General features: G+C 62.1%; 18 protein-coding genes. 4 read left to right on the top strand and 14 right to left on the bottom strand.

Annotated elements, in window-relative coordinates:
* Nucleotides 1-3 precede the first annotated feature (3 nt).
* The 3 genes from Q8L25_RS12700 to Q8L25_RS12690 all read right to left on the bottom strand — a co-directional run bounded on the left by Q8L25_RS12700 (nucleotide 4) and on the right by Q8L25_RS12690 (nucleotide 5,599).
* Nucleotides 4-1,590, bottom strand: a complete 1,587-nt coding sequence (locus Q8L25_RS12700; RefSeq protein ID WP_308925164.1) for a ShlB/FhaC/HecB family hemolysin secretion/activation protein — start codon at nucleotides 1,588-1,590, stop codon at nucleotides 4-6.
* A gap of 116 nt (nucleotides 1,591-1,706) precedes the next feature.
* Nucleotides 1,707-3,956 carry an adenylate/guanylate cyclase domain-containing protein gene (locus Q8L25_RS12695; protein WP_308925163.1) on the bottom strand — a complete coding sequence of 750 codons (2,250 nt, stop codon included), beginning with the start codon at nucleotides 3,954-3,956 and terminating at the stop codon, nucleotides 1,707-1,709.
* The gene (locus tag Q8L25_RS12690; RefSeq protein ID WP_308925162.1) at nucleotides 3,956-5,599 is read right to left on the bottom strand and encodes an HD domain-containing phosphohydrolase; all 1,644 of its coding nucleotides are present in this window, start codon (nucleotides 5,597-5,599) and stop codon (nucleotides 3,956-3,958) included. Before Q8L25_RS12690 ends, Q8L25_RS12695 begins: the two co-directional genes overlap by 1 nt.
* 180 nt (nucleotides 5,600-5,779) lie before the next feature.
* Here Q8L25_RS12690 and Q8L25_RS12685 point away from each other — a divergent pair, with 180 nt between their 5' ends.
* The 3 genes from Q8L25_RS12685 (at nucleotide 5,780) to Q8L25_RS12675 (ending at nucleotide 7,214) form a co-directional block, all read left to right on the top strand.
* On the top strand, nucleotides 5,780-6,664 hold the full coding sequence (locus tag Q8L25_RS12685) for an MBL fold metallo-hydrolase (protein ID WP_308925161.1): 885 nt from the start codon (nucleotides 5,780-5,782) through the stop codon (nucleotides 6,662-6,664).
* Nucleotides 6,665-6,745: 81 nt separating this feature from the next.
* Nucleotides 6,746-6,916 (top strand): hypothetical protein, encoded by a 171-nt coding sequence (locus Q8L25_RS12680; RefSeq protein ID WP_165829518.1) that lies wholly within the window; start codon nucleotides 6,746-6,748, stop codon nucleotides 6,914-6,916.
* A 52-nt stretch (nucleotides 6,917-6,968) separates the two neighbouring features.
* Nucleotides 6,969-7,214, top strand: a complete 246-nt coding sequence (locus tag Q8L25_RS12675) for a hypothetical protein (protein ID WP_308925160.1) — start codon at nucleotides 6,969-6,971, stop codon at nucleotides 7,212-7,214.
* A 47-nt stretch (nucleotides 7,215-7,261) separates the two neighbouring features.
* Here the strand turns inward: Q8L25_RS12675 and Q8L25_RS12670 are convergent, their stop codons facing one another.
* The 7 genes from Q8L25_RS12670 to rpsF form a co-directional block, all read right to left on the bottom strand.
* On the bottom strand, nucleotides 7,262-8,272 hold the full coding sequence (locus tag Q8L25_RS12670; RefSeq protein ID WP_308925159.1) for an inorganic phosphate transporter: 1,011 nt from the start codon (nucleotides 8,270-8,272) through the stop codon (nucleotides 7,262-7,264).
* 44 nt (nucleotides 8,273-8,316) lie between these two features.
* Nucleotides 8,317-8,943: a DUF47 domain-containing protein gene (locus tag Q8L25_RS12665; RefSeq protein ID WP_065310472.1), complete on the bottom strand. Its 627-nt coding sequence runs from the start codon at nucleotides 8,941-8,943 to the stop codon at nucleotides 8,317-8,319.
* 93 nt (nucleotides 8,944-9,036) lie between these two features.
* Entirely contained in the window at nucleotides 9,037-10,422 is a 1,386-nt protein-coding gene (locus tag Q8L25_RS12660; protein WP_308925158.1) for a replicative DNA helicase, read from the bottom strand.
* A 136-nt stretch (nucleotides 10,423-10,558) separates the two neighbouring features.
* A complete protein-coding gene (rplI, locus tag Q8L25_RS12655) occupies nucleotides 10,559-11,014 on the bottom strand; it encodes a 50S ribosomal protein L9 (RefSeq protein ID WP_308925157.1) in 456 nt (151 codons plus the stop codon).
* A gap of 27 nt (nucleotides 11,015-11,041) precedes the next feature.
* Entirely contained in the window at nucleotides 11,042-11,332 is a 291-nt protein-coding gene (gene rpsR / locus Q8L25_RS12650) for a 30S ribosomal protein S18 (RefSeq protein WP_010400024.1), read from the bottom strand.
* Between the two features lie 26 nt (nucleotides 11,333-11,358).
* The gene (gene priB, locus Q8L25_RS12645; RefSeq protein ID WP_308925711.1) at nucleotides 11,359-11,658 is read right to left on the bottom strand and encodes a primosomal replication protein N; all 300 of its coding nucleotides are present in this window, start codon (nucleotides 11,656-11,658) and stop codon (nucleotides 11,359-11,361) included.
* 17 nt (nucleotides 11,659-11,675) lie between these two features.
* Nucleotides 11,676-12,065, bottom strand: coding sequence for a 30S ribosomal protein S6 (gene rpsF, locus Q8L25_RS12640; RefSeq protein WP_034750499.1), 390 nt, complete (start codon nucleotides 12,063-12,065; stop codon nucleotides 11,676-11,678).
* A gap of 276 nt (nucleotides 12,066-12,341) precedes the next feature.
* Here rpsF and lexA point away from each other — a divergent pair, with 276 nt between their 5' ends.
* Nucleotides 12,342-12,980, top strand: a complete 639-nt coding sequence (gene lexA, locus Q8L25_RS12635; RefSeq protein WP_308925710.1) for a transcriptional repressor LexA — start codon at nucleotides 12,342-12,344, stop codon at nucleotides 12,978-12,980.
* Between the two features lie 65 nt (nucleotides 12,981-13,045).
* Here lexA and Q8L25_RS12630 read toward each other — a convergent pair whose 3' ends face one another.
* From Q8L25_RS12630 to Q8L25_RS12615, 4 genes are read right to left on the bottom strand one after another with little or no spacing between them, the layout of a single operon-like run.
* Nucleotides 13,046-14,287, bottom strand: coding sequence for a cystathionine gamma-synthase family protein (locus Q8L25_RS12630; protein ID WP_308925156.1), 1,242 nt, complete (start codon nucleotides 14,285-14,287; stop codon nucleotides 13,046-13,048).
* A 43-nt stretch (nucleotides 14,288-14,330) separates the two neighbouring features.
* Nucleotides 14,331-15,854 (bottom strand): amidophosphoribosyltransferase, encoded by a 1,524-nt coding sequence (purF, locus tag Q8L25_RS12625; protein ID WP_308925155.1) that lies wholly within the window; start codon nucleotides 15,852-15,854, stop codon nucleotides 14,331-14,333.
* Nucleotides 15,855-15,891: 37 nt separating this feature from the next.
* Nucleotides 15,892-16,380: a CvpA family protein gene (locus Q8L25_RS12620; RefSeq protein ID WP_308925154.1), complete on the bottom strand. Its 489-nt coding sequence runs from the start codon at nucleotides 16,378-16,380 to the stop codon at nucleotides 15,892-15,894.
* Between the two features lie 27 nt (nucleotides 16,381-16,407).
* Nucleotides 16,408-17,394: an SPOR domain-containing protein gene (locus Q8L25_RS12615; RefSeq protein ID WP_308925153.1), complete on the bottom strand. Its 987-nt coding sequence runs from the start codon at nucleotides 17,392-17,394 to the stop codon at nucleotides 16,408-16,410.
* Nucleotides 17,395-17,412 lie beyond the last annotated feature (18 nt).

Here is a 17,412-nt window from a genome sequence, read left to right as displayed (position 1 = left end):
TGCTCAGTACGACAGCGCAACTCTGAAATGCAGGCGGTTGGCGTCGCGGCGCCCCGACTGGCCGGCGTTGACCACATGCGCATAGTCCAACTGCAGGTTGGCGTAGCGGTTCAGCAGGATGCGCAGGCCCAGGCCGGTCGAGCCGATCGCCATGCTGTCGATTTCGCCGGGCAAGGCGTGATTGCGGCGCACCCAGGCCGTGTCATAAAACGCCAGCGCGCGGCACTGGTAGCCGCCGTCGCCGCACCAGTTCGGCGTGTACAGTTCCAGGTTCAGGTTGGCGCCGCTATCGTTCGCCACTTCGCGCTCCAGGAAGCCGCGCACGGTGGCCGCGCCGCCGACGCCGAACTGCTCGCCCGGCACCAGCGCATCGGGCGTGTACTGGCCGTTGAACAGCGCGCGCCATTGCCAGTCGCCGTCCAGCACCTGGCTATAGTTGCCGCTCAAGCGCAACGTGCTGTAGCCGGCCTTGGCCCCCAGGCGCGCCAGGGTAAAATCCTGCTGGCTGCCATTCTTGCCGCCGGGAATATTGCGCGTCAGGGTCAGGCCCACGCTGGCCTCGCCGCGCGGCAAGCTCCAGGCGCCGATATACGCAATGCTGACGGGGTGCACCGTCACGTCGGTGCCCAGCTCCATGCCGAAGAACTGCAGGCTGTTGCGGTAGGCCTTGAAGTCCAGGCCGTACACCAGCTTGGGTTCGTAGTTGTCGCGCTTGCCGAAGTTCTGGTTGTAGCGCGCGCCGGCGGTGGTGCCGCGGCCGCTGACGGCCAGGTCGACAATGCCGGCCGCGACGCTGCCCGAATCGACGTTCGAATAGCTGGCAAAAAAGTCCAGCGAATCGCCCAGCGCATACAGCGGCACATGGTAGCCGAGGCCGTACACGCCGACCTGGTTGGCGTGCTCGAGCGAGGTGGTGTATTGCAGGCTGACCACGTGATCGCGGCCCCACAGATTGGCATGCTGCAGCACCACGCCGGCGTGCGTCTTGCCGGAGTCCTTGCTGCCGGTATTGTCGAGGTTGAGCGTGGCTTTCCAGGCACGTTCGTCCGCCACCGCGATGCTGGCGTCGACCGTGCCGTCGACCTCGCCGGTGGCCAGCTTGACTTCCATCTTGCGCGCCGGATTTTCATTGGCCAGCTTCAAACTTTGCCCCAGCGCCGGCATGTTCGGCGTCTGCCCTTCGACCAGGGCCGGCAAGGCTCGCCGCACATTGGCCTGGTCGACATGCTGGTTGCCGGTAATGGCCACCTTGCCGACCTGCGTCTGCATGACCTCCAGGCGCACGGCGCCATGATCGAGTTCCTGCTCCGGCAAAGCCACCAGCACCATGGTGTAGCCACGCGCGCGGTAGGCGTTTTCCAGCGCCTCGACGGCTTGCTGGATGGCGCCAAAATCGCGCTGCCGGCCGGCGAACGGCGCCACCAGCGATTGCACCAGTTGCGGCCCCAGCAAGGTGTCGCCGCTGACCTCGTAGCGGGCGATATCGAACAGAGGAACGGCACTGTCGGCGGCCGGGGTTTGGGCGTTTGCGCATGCCGCGCAGAACAACAGCGCGGAACCTGCAAGCAGGCGCACCAGACGATAATTCATGTGTGAGAGTTCTTGTGGTTGCATGGCCAGCCAGGCGTGTCTGGACCATCAATTGATTGAAGGCAAAGTTTAGACGGATTCTGATTCTCAGTCAGATATTTCTGTGCTAGCGATGGTTATTTTGTCTCGAAGCTGGTGACGCCATCCCAGTCCGCTCCGGGCGGCGTGGCGCGATACTGGCGCAGGCGCTCGGCGTACAGCCGGCGCAAGCCATCATCTGGCAGTTCCAGCAAGATTGCCCCAGCGCCATCCCAGTCGCGTGCGCGCAACAATTCCAGCAGGCGCGACCAGCGCGCCAGCAGCGCCAGTTCAACCGCATCGGCCTCGCCCAGCAAGCCACGCGGCTCGTAGATGGCCACCGGTTCCGTCTTGCCTTTTACCCGCACGCGGTCCAGTTCGCGGTAGGCAAATTGCGGCGCCTGCGCACGCGTGAATTCGCTCACGGCAATCCCCACGCCGTACACCTTGGTAATGCCTTCCAGGCGCGCGCCCAGGTTGACGGCGTCGCCCATCACGGTATACGCGCGGCGGATGCGCGAGCCCATGTCGCCCACATGCATCAGGCCGCTATTGATGCCGATGCCGATCTGCAGCGCCGGCCAGCCACGCGCCTGGAAGTCCGTGTTCAGGCGCGCTGCGCTGCGCTGCATCAGCAGGGCACTGGCCACGGCCCGGCTGGCATGATCGGAAAACGCCACCGGCGCGCCCCAGAACGCCATCACGGCGTCGCCGATATATTTGTCCAGGGTGCCGCCGTGGCTGTCGCGGATGTCTTCCGACATGGCGGTCAGGTAGAGGTTGATGTATTCCCGCAGCTCCTGCGGCGTCATCTGTTCCGAAATGGCGGTAAAGCCGCGCACGTCGGCAAACAGCACCGTCAGCTCGCGGCTTTCGCCATCCATGCTGTAGCGGTCGGGATTGTCGGCCATCTGCGCCACCAGTTCCGGCGCCACGTACTGGCCGAAGCGCGACACCAGCGCCCTGCCCTTGCGCACTTCGAAAAAATACCCCCAGGCCAGATTGGCGACGAACAGCGCCGCGACCAGGAGCAGCAGCACGGCAATATCGAGCGCCGCGTCGAAGCCGTGGTACAGCCACCAGTTCAGGCCCAGTGCGCCGGCCAGCGTGCTGCCTGCCAGCAATACGGCTGCCGCCGGCGTGGCCAGCGCCAGCGCGCAGCCCAGCAGCAATCCCACCAGCACCACCTGGCCGAACTCGATCGCCAGCGCATAGTCGGGACGCGACTTGAAATGGCCGTCGAGGATGGATTTGATCAGGTTGGCGTGGACTTCCACACCGGGAAACTCGGCATTGACGGGCGTGGCGCGGATATCGTTCAGGCCGGCGGCGGTGGTGCCCACCAGCACGATGGCGCCGTGCAGCACTTCGGTCGGCACCGCCCCCATCAGCACGTCGGCGGCCGACACATAGCGGAAGGCGCCGCCGTCGGGGCCGCCATTGCCGCGAAACTGGATGGTGGTGGTCAAGGCTTCGCCGACCGGGATATCGAGGCGTCCGCGTGGCGTAAACACGGCGATGTGGTCCAGGCCGCCATGCTCGCGCTCGGCCTCGGACAAGTTGTCGGCGGTCTGGCCGAACACCGGTGCGATCGCGCGCGCCTTCAGGTACACGCTGGCCGTGGCCAGCGACAGCGACGGATAGTACGCGTCGCCGATGCGCTGCAGCAGGGTCGACGAGCGCAGCACGCCGTCGCTGTCGGTCAGGGCCGTGAGGATGCCGGCCCCTTGCGCCGCCTGTTGCAGCTGAGCCAGGTTGGCCTCGTAGCCGGGCGCCGTAAACGCCGTCACCGTGCGCCCGTTCAGGTCGCTCACCGTAAAAGCAGGCTTGGGCAGCACGCCTTTCTTTTGCCTGTCCGACACGCTGTAGCCCAGCACCACCGGCTGACCGCGCATGGCCTCGGCAAACAAAGCGTCGTAGTCCATCTGTGGTTTGAGGCGTTCGAGCTGGCTGCGCAGGCCGGGCACGCCGGCCAGTTGGCCCTTGGCCAGGTCGGCCAGCACGCCATAGCCGGAACTGGTGTCGGGCTCGGGAAACGAGATATCGAAGCCGACCGCGGCCACGCCATAGTGGCCCGTCAGTTGCCTCACCAAGCGCGCCTGCACGTCGCGCCCCCAGGGAAAACGGCCGATCTGGTTCAGGCTTTTTTCATCGATATCGACGATCACGATGCGCGTGTCGAGCTGCGGGGCTTCGACGCGCATGCGCATGTCGCCCAGCATGGCGTCCAGCCGGCCCAGGGTATCGACGCCGAACAGGCCGATGCTGGCGCAGGCGGCCAGCACCGTCAACAATGCGCCCAGCAGCAGCCGCGCGCCATGCTTTTTCAGTGCCGCAAACCAGCGCATCAAGGCACGTAACCGGGAATGGCCGCCTCGTCGACGGCGTCGATCTGTTCGGGATGCATATGCTGCCGGGCAAACGCCAGGTACACCTTGCTGCGGATAAACACGTCGAACAGGTCGGGATCGATATGGCCGTTCAGGCTGAAGTGGCCCAGGATGCGCAGCGACTCGGACAGCGACTTGCCCTTTTTATAGGGCCGGTCGCGCGCCGTCAGCGCCTCGAAGATATCGGCGATCGCCATCAGCCGCGCCGGCACCGACATCTGCTCGCGCGTGAGGCCACGCGGATACCCCTTGCCGTCCATGCGTTCATGGTGGCCGCCCGCGTATTCCGGCACCTTCTGCAAATGCTTGGGCCAGGGCAATGCTTCGAGCATGCGGATCGATACCGAAATATGGTTGTTGATGATCTTGCGCTCGGCATCGGTCAGTGTGCCGAAACGAATCGTCAGGTTTTCCAGCTCATTGGCGTCGAGGAAATCGCGCTCGACCCCGTCGGGGCCGGTCCAGCGCCGCGCCGCGATTGCGCGCACCCGCTCCTGGTCCGCCGGTGACATGCCTTCGCCGCCGATATTGGCGTGACGTAAAAAGTCGCGCTCCTCGCGCAGCAAGATTTGCTGTTCGCGCAGGGCCAGCGCGATCTCGCCAGCCTGTGCCGGTGACGCCAGTTGCGCTTTTAACGCGGCAATTTCCGCGTCGCGCAGCAGCACTTCGAAGCGCGTGTCGACCAGGTGGATGCGGTCATGGATGGTTTCCAGCTTGGTGGCCTTGTCGACCACGTGCACCGGGGTGGTGATCTTGCCGCAGTCGTGCAGCAGGCCTGCCAGCCACAGCTGCTTGCGTTCGTTCTCGCTCAACTGGAAACCTGCCATCGGGCCGTGCGTGGTGGCGTGCACGGCGTCGGCCAGCATCATGGTCAGCTCGGGCACGAACTGGCAGTGCCGGCCCGTGTAGGGCGACTTTTCATCGATGCCGATATTGATCAGGTTGACCAGGGATTCCAGCAACTGTTCCAGCTGGCGCAGCAGCAATTGATTGGTCAGCGCCACGGCCGCCTGCGCCGCCAGGGCCTCGATAAAGCGCTGGTCGGTGGCGGAAAACGCCTGCACCGCGCCGGTCTCGCGGTCCTGGGCGTTGATCAGTTGCAGCACGCCGATCAGCTCGCCTTCATGGTCGCTCATCGGTACCGTCAGGAACGACCTGGAACGGTAGCCATAATGGCCGTCAAAGGCGCGCATGCCCGAGAAATTGAATTCGCCCGACTGGTACACATCGTCGATATTGACCGACACCCGGCGGTGCGCGGCATACGCCGCCACCGACGCCAGATTGGGTGCGCCGTCTTCCTGCCACAGCGCCACGCCCGGCACGCCGACCGCCACGCCGGCGCTGGCGCCCTGGCGCAGCCCCAGGCTGTCATTGATACTGATATGAAATTCCAGGCTGCGGCCATCGGCGCTGGGGCGGTACAAGGTGCCGCCATCGGCGCCCGTCATGTCCTTGGCGACCAGCACGATGCGTTCGAGCAGGGGCGTGATATCGCCGCCGTGCAGCATGCCTGCCGCCGCGCCACGGCCCAGTTCGACGCTCAGTTCAGTCAGCTGGTCGAGCCGCTGGGCAATTTGCTCGGGGTGCAGCTGGAGCATGGTGGAGGACTGGGGAAGTGGCAACAACCGCCAGTGTAACGTTGCCGGCTGCCGGCTGTACATTACAAAAAGGCAACAACTGAAAATAGATTTCCGAAACACAACAACTATTAAAAAATGCCGTTTCGTGCACGACAATTAGAATAGAATCAACAATCGTTACAGTATAACAAGGCAGCGATGAAATTCACCTTCAGGGGCGTGCGCGGTTCGATCCCCTCGCCCGGCCCGCACACGGTGCGCTACGGCGGCAACACGACCTGCATCGAAGTGCGCACGGCCGGCGATGCCCTGCTGGTACTCGATGGCGGCAGCGGCCTCTTCGCCCTGGCCGGCGCACTGCCGCCAGGACCGGCGACGGCGCACATCCTGATCACCCACAGCCACTGGGACCATATCCATGGCCTGCCGATGTTCGCGCCACTCTTCATCCGCGGCAGCCGCGTGCGCCTGTATGGCGCGGCGGATGCGGCCGGCAATGGTATCGAGCACGTGATGGCCACGCAGCTGCAGAACAATTATTTTCCCGTCAGCGAAGCGGCCATGGCGGCCGAGATCGACTACCGCACCCTGGCCGTCGGCGAACGCGTGGCAGTGGCCGACGCGGTGGTGACGAACGCCGAAATGAACCACCCGGTGATCAACCTGGGCTACCGCATCGAGTCCGGCGGCGCCTCGCTGTTTTTCAGCGGCGACCATGAACCGTTTGCCAATCCATACGCCAGCGGCACGCCCGAGCACGCCGCCTGCGAAGCCGTCATCGCCCAGCGCCAGGGCGCCATCGACAAGGCGATTGCCGGCGTCGACGCCTTGATCATGGACTGCTCGTACACGCGCGAGGAATACGCGAACAAACGCGGCTGGGGCCACGGCACCTTCGACGGCGCGTTCGAACTGGCCCTGCGCTGCGGCGCCAAACGGCTGTATTGCACCCACCACGAACCGGGCCGCAGCGACGATCAGCTGGAAGCCGTGTTTGCCGACGTGATGGCGCGCTTTGCGGGGCGGCTGGGACCGCTGCAGGTCTTCCTGGCGGCCGAGGGCATGACGGTGGCGCTGGCGTAAGGTCTGTGTATGTTGGGTAACGAACGGTCAGGCCGGCGCCAGTGGGCCATGATGAATGCCTGTTTATTCAAGGAGACCGTCATGACCCAGCAAAGCGAAAAAGCGCGCGAACAGCAGCAGCGCGAAGATCAGCAAGCCCAGCATGAAGCGAACAAAAGCCGCCAGCAGGCCGAGCAGGACAAGGGGGCGATCCGCCAGAATGACGGCCTGAAACCGCACCAGGGTGGCGACAAGGGTCCACGCGGCCAGTAAGTCCTGACCACCAGACAGGCGCCGCGGCGCCTGTTTCATTTGGCGCTCCCCCATGAAAAACCTGCTGACCATTGCCGGCCTGGCCCTGCTCTCTGCGCTGGCGACCGCCCTGCTCGCCTTTATGGCGCTCGAACTGATGCCGTGTTCCTGGTTTGGCGGCCATTCCGAAGGCGCTTGCGGCTACGGCGCCGTATTTGCCGTGATGGGCGCCGCCCCCATCGTGTTCCTGGTGCTGTTGGTGCTGCTGTGCATGGGGTATGCGCGCCGGCGAGGCAAACAGGCGCAGATCGGCCAATAAAAAAAGGGAGCCTGGACGGCTCCCTTTTCAATCGTGAAGGTACTTCATCACATGATGTGGTGGCCGATCCACCAGGCCACTGCGGCAACAAAGGCCGATGCCGGAATCGTGAAGATCCAGGCCCAGACGATATTGCCCGCCACGCCCCAGCGCACGGCCGACATTTTTTGCGACGAACCGACGCCGACGATGGCGCCGGTGATGGTGTGCGTGGTCGACACCGGGATGCCCAGCGCGGTCGAGACGAACAGGGTGATGGCGCCACCGGTTTCGGCGCAGAAGCCGCCCACCGGTTTCAGCTTGGTGATCTTCTGGCCCATGGTCTTGACGATGCGCCAGCCACCGAACAGGGTGCCGAAGCTGATCGCCGTGTAGCACGAGATGATGACCCACATCGGCGGCATGGCGTCGGCCGCGCTGGAGTAACCTGCGGCGATCAGCAGCATCCAGATGATGCCGATGGTTTTTTGCGCGTCATTGCCGCCGTGGCCCAGGCTGTAGGCGGCGGCCGAGACCAGTTGCAGGCGGCGGAACCATTTGTCGACCTTGCGCGGCGTCGAGCGCACGAAAATCCACGACACGATCAGCATCATGATCGAGCCGAACACAAAGCCCAGCACCGGGGCGATGACGATAAAGGCGACGGTTTTCCACAGGCCCGCCGCGACCAGCGCGCCGGTACCGGACTTGGCGACGGCGGCGCCGACCAGGCCGCCGATCAGGGCGTGCGAGGACGACGATGGAATCCCGTAATACCAGGTAAAAAGGTTCCAGAAGATGGCGCCCATCAGTGCGCCGAAGATCACGTACTGATCGATCACCGCCGGGTCGATGGTGCCCTTGCCCACTGTGGCGGCCACGGTCAGCTGGTGAAACACGAAAATGGCGACAAAGTTGAAGGTGGCGGCCATGGCAACCGCGGTCTGCGGTTTCAATACACCCGTCGAGACCACCGTGGCGATCGCGTTGGCGGCATCGTGGAAGCCGTTCATGAAGTCAAACAGCAGTGCGAGGACGATCAACAGGCCTAGCACGTAGATGCTGATTTGTATGGTCATTGGTATGTTCTTTTCTGATTCTGGTTCAGGACAGGCCCAAACGCTTACGCGTTTTCGACGATGATGCCTTCGATAATATTGGACACATCTTCGCAACGGTCGGTCACGGTTTCCAGAAGCTCGTAGATCGCCTTCATCTTGATCAGGTTGCGCACGTCAGGCTCGTCGCGGAACAGCTTGGACATGGCGGCGCGCATCACGTGGTCGGCGTCGGACTCCAGGCGGTCGATCTCTTCGCAGATGGCGACGATCTTGCGCGAGTTGTCCATGTTGTGCAGCAGGGCCACGGCATCGCGCACTTTTTCGGTACAGGCCAGCACCAGTTCGGCCAGGCGCTTGGCTTCCGGCGTGACCGCTTTCAGGTCATACAGGGAAACGGTTTGCGCCGCGTCTTCCAGCAGGTCCAGGATGTCGTCCTGGCGCGTGATCAGCTGGTGGATATCGTCGCGGTCGATCGGCGTGATGAAGGTCTTGTGCAGCATTTCGACGGTGGCGTAGGTTACCTTGTCGGCCTGTTTCTCGATGCTCTCGATGGCATGCACGCGGTTTTCCAGGTCGTCGAAATTGGTCATCAGGCCAAGCATCTCTTTTGCGCCCTTGACGCACAGTTCCGCGTGCTGGTTAAACAATTCAAAAAACTTGCCCTCAGTGGGCATCAAGCGTCCAAACATGTCATTCTCCGTTAAGCATTGAGTCGTGTTATTTACTACAGAAAGCCGCCCCGGTGAGTGGGGGGCGGCCGATGGAATGCCAGTGCTGATGGATTAGTCGCCTTGGTAAAGCGCCAGGCCACCACTGTAATTGCCAAATTTGGTGTACTGCCCCATGAAAGTGAGGCGGATGCTGCCGATAGGCCCGTTACGCTGTTTGCCGATAATGATTTCGGCCGTGCCCTTGTCGGGCGAATCGGGGTTGTAGACCTCGTCGCGGTAAATGAACAGGATCACGTCGGCATCCTGTTCGATCGCGCCCGATTCGCGCAAGTCCGACATCACCGGACGCTTGTTCGGGCGCTGCTCCAGCGAGCGGTTCAGCTGGGACAGCGCGATCACCGGACAACCGAGTTCTTTCGCCAGCCCTTTCAGGCCCCGCGAAATCTCGGAAATCTCGGTGGCGCGGTTGTCGCCGGGACTATTGGCCGACATCAGCTGCAAGTAGTCGACGATGATCAGGCCCAGCTTGCCGCACTGGCGCGACAGGCGGCGCGAGCGGGCGCGCAGCTCGATCGAATTCAAGGCCGGGGTTTCATCGATGTACAACTGGGCGTCGTTCATCTTCTGGATCGCGTTGGTCAGGCGCGGCCAGTCTTCGTCGTTCAGGCGGCCGGTGCGCAGGCGGTGCTGGTCCAGCTGTCCGACCGAACCGAGCATACGCATGGCCAGCTGGGCGCCGCCCATCTCCATCGAGAACACGGCCACGGGCAAGCCGCTGTCGATGGCCACGTTCTCGCCGATATTGACGGAAAACGCGGTCTTGCCCATCGACGGACGGCCGGCCACGATCACCAGGTCGCCTGGCTGCAGGCCCGAGGTCATGCGGTCGAGGTCGATGAAACCGGTCGGCACGCCGGTGATTTCACTTTGATTGTCGCGGCTGTAGAGCTCGTCGATGCGCTCGACCACCTGCGTCAGCAGCGGCTGGATCGCGGTCCAGCCCTGGGCCCCACGCGCGCCTTCTTCGGCGATCGCGAAGATCTTCGATTCGGCTTCGTCAAGCATCTGCTTGACTTCCTTGCCTTGCGGGCTGAAGGCGGTGCCCGAGATATCGTCGGCCACGGTGATGAGTTTGCGCAGCACGCCGCGGTCGCGCACGATCTCGGCGTAGCGGCGGATATTGGCGGCCGATGGCGTGTTCTGCGCCATCGCGTTCAGGTAAGCGAGTCCGCCCACATCCTCGGCCTTGCCGAGCTGGGTCAGGGTTTCAAAAACAGTAATGACATCGGCCGGTTTGGAGGCGTTCACCATCTTGACGATTTGCTCGAAGATGATGCGATGGTCATAGCGATAGAAATCATCCGCATGCATGAAATCGGCAATGCGGTCATACGCGGCATTATCGCGCAGCAGGCCGCCGATGACGGACTGTTCTGCTTCGATCGAATGCGGCGGTATGCGGAGGGAATCCAGTTGTGGATCTGAGGGGGCGTTCATGGCGCGAATTATACCCGCTTCGGCGTCCGGGCAAAAATAAAGGGCTGAAAATCAGCGAAAAAAAGGCGACAAAAAGCCGGGCGAACCCGGCTTTTTCTATTGCGGCAATGCCTGCAGGCCGAGGCCTGCAAACGATTTACGCGTTTGCGTCTGGTACGACAGCAATGACCACTTCCACCACCACGTCGGTGTGCAGAGCAACCGAAACGTTGTGCTCGCCAACAACTTTCAGCGGGCCGGTAGGCATGCGGATTTGTGCTTTTTCAACAGCAAAACCTTGCTTGGTCAGCGCTTCAGCGATGTCGAAGTTGGTGACGGAACCGAACAGACGGCCATCGACGCCAGCTTTTTGAGCGACTTGAACGGTCAGGCCGCTCAGTTTTTCGCCCTGGGCTTGCGATGCGGCCAGTTTGGCGGCAGCAGCTTTTTCCAGTTCGGCGCGCTTGACTTCGAATTCGGCGATCGCGGTAGCGGTAGCACGACGGGCCAGGCGTTGTGGAATCAGGAAGTTACGTGCGTAACCGTCTTTGACTTTGACGACTTCGCCGAGGTTACCGACGTTAACAACTTTTTCTAACAGAATGATTTGCATAGTTCTTCTCCAGGAATATCTGACCGATTAAGCGTGGTGCAGATCGGTGTATGGCAGCAGCGCGAGGAAGCGAGCGCGCTTGATTGCGGTGTCAACTTGGCGCTGGTAGTGCGCTTTGGTACCGGTCAGGCGTGCTGGCATGATCTTGCCGTTTTCTTGGACGAAGTCTTTCAGCGTGTCAACGTCTTTGTAGTCAACTTGTTCAACGTGTGCTGCGGTGAAGCGGCAGAACTTCTTGCGTTTGAACAGTGGGTTTTGCTGTTTGCGTTTTTCTTTAAGCTTGAGCTTATTTTTGTCGAACTTTTTACCGAATGCCATGTGAGGCTCCTGTATCTATAAATGCGCTAGTCAGAAATGACTGCACTAAAATCAATGATGTGAAACACCAAACTCTTGCTGTTGCGGCTTTTTCTGGCCAGGAAACCCGTGAACTGATACACCCCGCCCAAGCTTGCCTGGCTGAACCGGCCTGAAATTTCGCCAGCGGCAAGCGCGGCAACATCAAACTCGGTCAAACGGGCAATACCGGCTTCCATCTGCTGCGAACTGTGCTGCAATACTGCATTCACGATCGGCAACCCTGCCGGGGTATAGCGCAATATTTCGCGCTCGGCAATGATGGCGGTAACTTGTAACTGGTTCAGCGCACGATCCTGCTCAATTAGGCTGCTGCTGCGGCTGGAGCGGCTGCTGGTGCTTCGGTGCGGTGGCTTTTCGCCGCATCTTCGCGTTGTACCGATTTCATCATCGGCGAAGGAGCTGTTTCAGCTTTCTTCATTTTAACGGTCAGGTGACGCAACACGGCATCATTGAATTTGAATGCAGTTTCCAACTCGACCAGGGTCTCGTTGTCGCATTCGATGTTCAGGCAGATGTAGTGTGCTTTAGGCAGCTTCTGGATCGAGTAAGCCATTTGACGGCGGCCCCAATCTTCCACGCGGTGAACCGAACCGCCGCGGGTGGTTACGCTGGCTTTGTAGCGTTCGATCATCGCGGGCACTTGCTCGCTCTGGTCCGGATGGACGATAAAGACTATTTCATAATGACGCATGCAAACTCCTTCAGGTCGGATTGATAATCGCCCACCCCGGCGTCAAGACGGGTGTGGGAAGGTCAGCCGAAGATTATAACCGCCTTTTGCAATCCGATCAACCATTGCTTCTTCGACGGCGCCTGGAGCGGCGGCCGGCCTGCCCTTTTTGCGCGCCAGGCGATTTTTTGCATCGAAATCAGCCGAAAATGCCGAAAGTCGCTTGCATAGTCGGCGATACTGTACAAAAATACAGACTGTTCATATAGACAGCATTTCACTATGCACCCACCATCCATGATCAAGCTGACAGCACGACAAGAACAAATCCTGAACCTGATCAAGGACGCGATTGAAAACACGGGTTTTCCTCCGACCCGCGCCGAAATCGCCAATGAATTGGGTTTCAAATCGGCCAATGCGGCCGAAGAGCATTTGCAGGCCCTGGCCCGCAAGGGCGCGATCGAGATTTCGCCGGGCACCTCGCGCGGCATCCGCCTGATCGGCGCGTCCGTCACCGAGCCGGCGCTGCCGAAAGTGCCGGCCGCGCTGCTGATGTCGCTGCCGCTGATCGGCCGCGTTGCCGCCGGCTCGCCGATCCTGGCGCAGGAAAACCTGGAAGCGAGCTACAACGTCGACCCGGCCCTGTTTTCCAGCAAGCCCGACTTCCTGCTGAAAGTGCGCGGCTGGTCGATGCGCGACGCCGGCATCATGGACGGCGACCTGCTGGCCGTGAAAAAGATCGACAGCGCCAAGAACGGCCAGATCGTCGTGGCCCGCATCGGCGATGAAGTCACCGTCAAGCGCTACAGGAAGACCGGCACCCTGATCGAACTGCTGCCGGAAAACCCCGACTTCAAGGTGATTACCGTGTCGCCGGAAGACGAATTTGCGCTGGAAGGTCTCGCAGTCGGGCTGATGCGCAGCTGGCATTAATCGATTTCACGCAAAAAGGGCCGCGACAGCATTGCTGTCGCGGCCCTTTTTACTTGCCGTAGCAGTTAAGCGTCCAGCGCGCTCTTGAAATCATCGAGCAGATCGGCTTCGTCTTCGATACCGACCGAGACGCGGATCAACGACTCGGCAATACCCATGCTGGCGCGGCGCTCGGCACCCATCTCGTAGAAGATCGTGTGCGCCACCGGTATCACCAGGGTGCGCGTGTCGCCCAGGTTACTGGCAGGAATCGCCAGCCTCAAGCGGTTGAGGAAATCGAAGCAGTCGATGCCGTCTTTCAGCTCAAAGCTGAACAGCGAGCCGTAGCTGCGGAACAGCTCGGTGGCGAGCGCGTGCTGCGGGTGGCCCGGCAAGCCTGGATAGTGCACGGCCGCCACGCGCGGATCCGCTTCCAGCATGCTCGCCAGCGCCAGTGCGTTCGAGCAGGTGCGGTCCATGCGCAGGGCCATGGTTTCGGCGCCGACGGCGATATGGTGGGCCGCTTCCGGCCCCAGCGAGGCGCCGAAGTCGCGCAGGGCCTTGGCGCGGATCTGCGCAATGCCCCACTGTTTCGGCGCCGCCTTTTTATAGTTCTCGAAAATATTCGGGTACTGCGTCCAGTCGAACACGCCCGTATCGGTCAGGCTGCCGCCCAGCGCATTGCCGTGGCCGCCGATCGACTTGGTCAGCGCATTGATCACCAGGCCGGCGCCGACCGCTTTCGGGCGGAACAGGTAGGGCGTGGTCATGGTGTTGTCGACGATATACAGGATGCCTTTTTCGCGGCACAGCTCACCGATCTTTGCCAGGTCGGCGATCTGGGTGCGCGGATTGGCGATGGTTTCGACGAACACGATGCGCGTTTGCGGCGTGATGGCGGCCGCCACGTTGGCGACATCGGTGGCATCGACGAACGATACGGCGATGCCCTGCCCCGTGACGGTCTGCCACAGGCTGTTGGTATTGCCGAACAAAAAGGCCGACGACACCACATGGTCGCCCGCCCGCAGCAGCGACTGCACCACGGCGCCGATGGCGCCCATGCCGGTGGCAAAGCACAAGGTGGCGACGCCGTCTTCCATCTGGTTGACCTTGTCTTCCAGCGCGGAGACGGTCGGGTTGCCCTGGCGGCCATAGCGGAAGCCCGGTTCCTTGCCCTGGAACACGGAGGCCAGCTGGCGCGCGTCGCTGTAGCCGAACGCGACCGAGGTATGCACGGGCTTGTGCAGCGAGCCGTGTTCGATGCCCTTGCGGCGGTCGCTATGCAGGATGGTGGTGGTAAAGCCGTAGTTTTTTTTGTCGTTCATGATCGCAGAGAAAAAAAAGCCCGGCGCAGGCCGGGCAGGTTACTTATGCTTCCGTGGTCGCCAGGTTCAGGTTCAGCTGGGAACGCGGCGTGTCTTCGGGTGCGGCCGCCTTCGGATTATGGCGCGCATATTCCAGACGGTCCAGGTAGTCCTGCGATACATCGCCCGTCACGTAGACGCCGTCGAAGCACGACGCTTCAAAGCTGGTCAGGGCCGGATTGACGTCGGCAATCGCCTGCTTCAGGTCGTCGATATCCTGGTAGACCAGGTAGTCGGCCGTGATTTCGCGGCACACCTCTTCGGTGGTGCGGCCGTAGGCGATCAGCTCGTCGCGCGTCGGCATGTCGATGCCGTACACGTTCGGGTAGATCACCGGTGGCGCGGCCGAGGCGAAGATCACCTTTTTGGCGCCCGCTTCGCGCGCCATCTGCACGATTTCGCGGCTGGTGGTGCCGCGCACGATGGAGTCGTCGACCAGCAGCACCACTTTGTCCTTGAATTCGGACGGGATGGCGTTGAGCTTCTGGCGCACGGACTTCTTGCGCGCCGCCTGGCCCGGCATGATGAAGGTACGGCCGATATAGCGGTTCTTGATAAAGCCTTCGCGGTACTCGATATTCAGCGCCAGGGCCAGCTGGATGGCGGCCGGACGCGAGGAATCGGGAATCGGCATGACCACGTCGATGCCGCCTTCGGGCAGTTCGCGGCGGATCTTTTCGGCCAGGTATTCGCCCATTTTCAGGCGCGTGGCGTAGACCGAGGCGCCGTCGATGACGGAGTCGGGACGGGCCAGGTAGACGAATTCGAACACGCAAGGGTTCAGGCTGGCGTTGTCGGCGCATTGCTGGCTGTGCAGCTGCTTGTCGGCATCGATAAAGACGGCTTCGCCCGGCGCAATATCGCGCACGAAGCGGAAGCCCATGCCTTCCAGCGCCACCGACTCGGAGGCGATCAGGTATTCGGTGCCCTGCTCGCTTTCATTGATGCCCAGGCACAGCGGACGGATGCCGTGCGGATCGCGGAAGGCCAGCAGGCCCACGCCGGCGATCTGGGCAACGGCAGCGTAACCGCCCTTGACGCGGCGGTTCAGCACGGTGACGGCCTTGAAGATGGCTTCAGGATCGAGCACCAGGCCGGTGGTGGCCTGGTGGATTTCATGGGCCAGCACGTTCAGCAGCACTTCCGAGTCGGAATCGGTATTGATGTGGCGGCGGTCGTTCTTGAACATCTCCTGCTTGAGCTGTTCCCAGTTGGTCAGGTTGCCATTGTGCGCGAGGGTAATGCCGAACGGCGCATTGACATAGAACGGTTGCGCTTCTTCTTCGCTCGACGAGCCAGCGGTAGGATAGCGGCAGTGGCCGATGCCGGAATTGCCTTGCAGCGAACGCATGTTACGCGTACGGAAGACGTCGCGCACCAGGCCATTGGCCTTGTGCATGGAAAACATACTGCTGTGATTGGTCGCAATCCCTGCCGCGTCCTGACCGCGATGTTGCAAGAGCAACAATGCGTCATAGAGCAATTGATTGACAGGTTGATGGGAAACGACGCCGACGATGCCACACATGGTGTGCTCCTGTAACTGTGCTACTGATTTAAAAAGATCAAAATTTCACATGCTGCGCGTAGGCGGCAGGCAGATAAGGCTTGATGGTGCGCGCGCCCTGTTCGGCGTATGGACTGAGCAAGGCGTTCTTCCAGAACGGCTGTTGCGGAATCGAGGTCATGCCGCACAAGATGACGGTGGTCAGCACAATTACAAGCCCCCGCGCCGCGCCGAACAGGCTGCCCAGCATGCGGTCGGCCAGGCTCAGCCCGGTCACCTTGACCAGCGCATCGACCGTCATGCCCAGCAAGCCCATCAGGATGCGTACGCCGATAAACAGAATCACGAAGGCCAGCAGCAGGCGCACGGCCTCGCCAGGAATCACGGCCGGCAGGAATTTCGCCAGGGTCGCGCCGTAGGCATTGGCGGCGACAAACGCCACCACCCAGCTCACCAGCGACAGGATTTCCTTGATCAGGCCGCGCATCATGCTGATCAGCACCGAAGTTGCCAGCACGAACAGCACCAGGTAATCGAAGATCGTCACGCCGTCAGCCCGCCAGATCTACACTGCTCACGCCGGCACCAGGCTGCCACCCAGGCCCAGCTTTTGCAGCTTGGCGCGGGTTTTTTCCGCCTCGTCGCGGCTGCCGAACGGCCCCACGCGCACGCGGATGCGCTGGCCACCGGCGCTGGACACTTTTTGCGTATAGGAATTGATACCCGCGTCGCGCAATTTCGCCTGCAGCTCATCGACCTTGTCCTGCGTCGCCAGCGCGGCGACCTGCACCACAAAGCGGCCCGAATCGGCGTCGGCCGACTTCTCCGCAGGCTTGGCCTCCGCCCTGGCGGCGGGCTTGCCTTCCAGGATGGCCATCGCGCGCGCCGCATCGTCATTCGATTTTTCCACCTTGGCCGGCTTCGGCTCGGGCTTCGGCTCCGGCTTGGCTTCATGTTTCGGCTCGGGCTTGGGTTCAGGCTTGGCTTCCCGCTTCGGTTCGACCTTCGGCTCAGGCTTGGCCTCATGCTTGGGCTCGACCTTGACAGGCTTCGGCTCGACATAGGCCGGCTTGACCGGCTCGGCGGCGGCCACCACGGTGGCCGGAACCGGCGTTGGCATCGGTACTGGCTTGCTTCTGGCCGGCAATGGCGTGTCGACGATTTCCTCGGACTGGTCCAGGCCATTGCTGGCCGCGCCCTGGGCGGGCACCGCCTGCACGGGCGCCGGTACCGGGACCGGTGCGGCGGCCACTTTGTCCTTCGACGGAATCTCGATGGCGATATCGTTGACGGGCGCCTTCGGTTCGGAATCGAGCAGCATCGGCAGGCCGACGGCCACACCCAGCGCCAGCGCGATGGCGCCGATCAGGCGGCGGCGCGCACGTTTCTTTTCCGGCAAGGCGGGATCGGGCGCATCGCGGCCAGCACGGCGGCCACCGCCACCGGCGGTATTGGCGGCACGCTTGCGGGTCGGCGACTGTGCTTCGCCAGGAACATAAAAGCCGCTGTCTTCGCCAGAGGATTCTTGCTTGTTTTTAAACAGTTTCGAGAACAAGCCCATGCGTCATTTTCAGTCGAG

This window comes from Janthinobacterium sp. J1-1 (assembly GCF_030944405.1).
Classification (GTDB): domain Bacteria; phylum Pseudomonadota; class Gammaproteobacteria; order Burkholderiales; family Burkholderiaceae_D; genus Janthinobacterium.
Note: the sequence above shows the minus strand (reverse complement) of the source record. Positions and strands in the feature narration are given on the sequence as shown.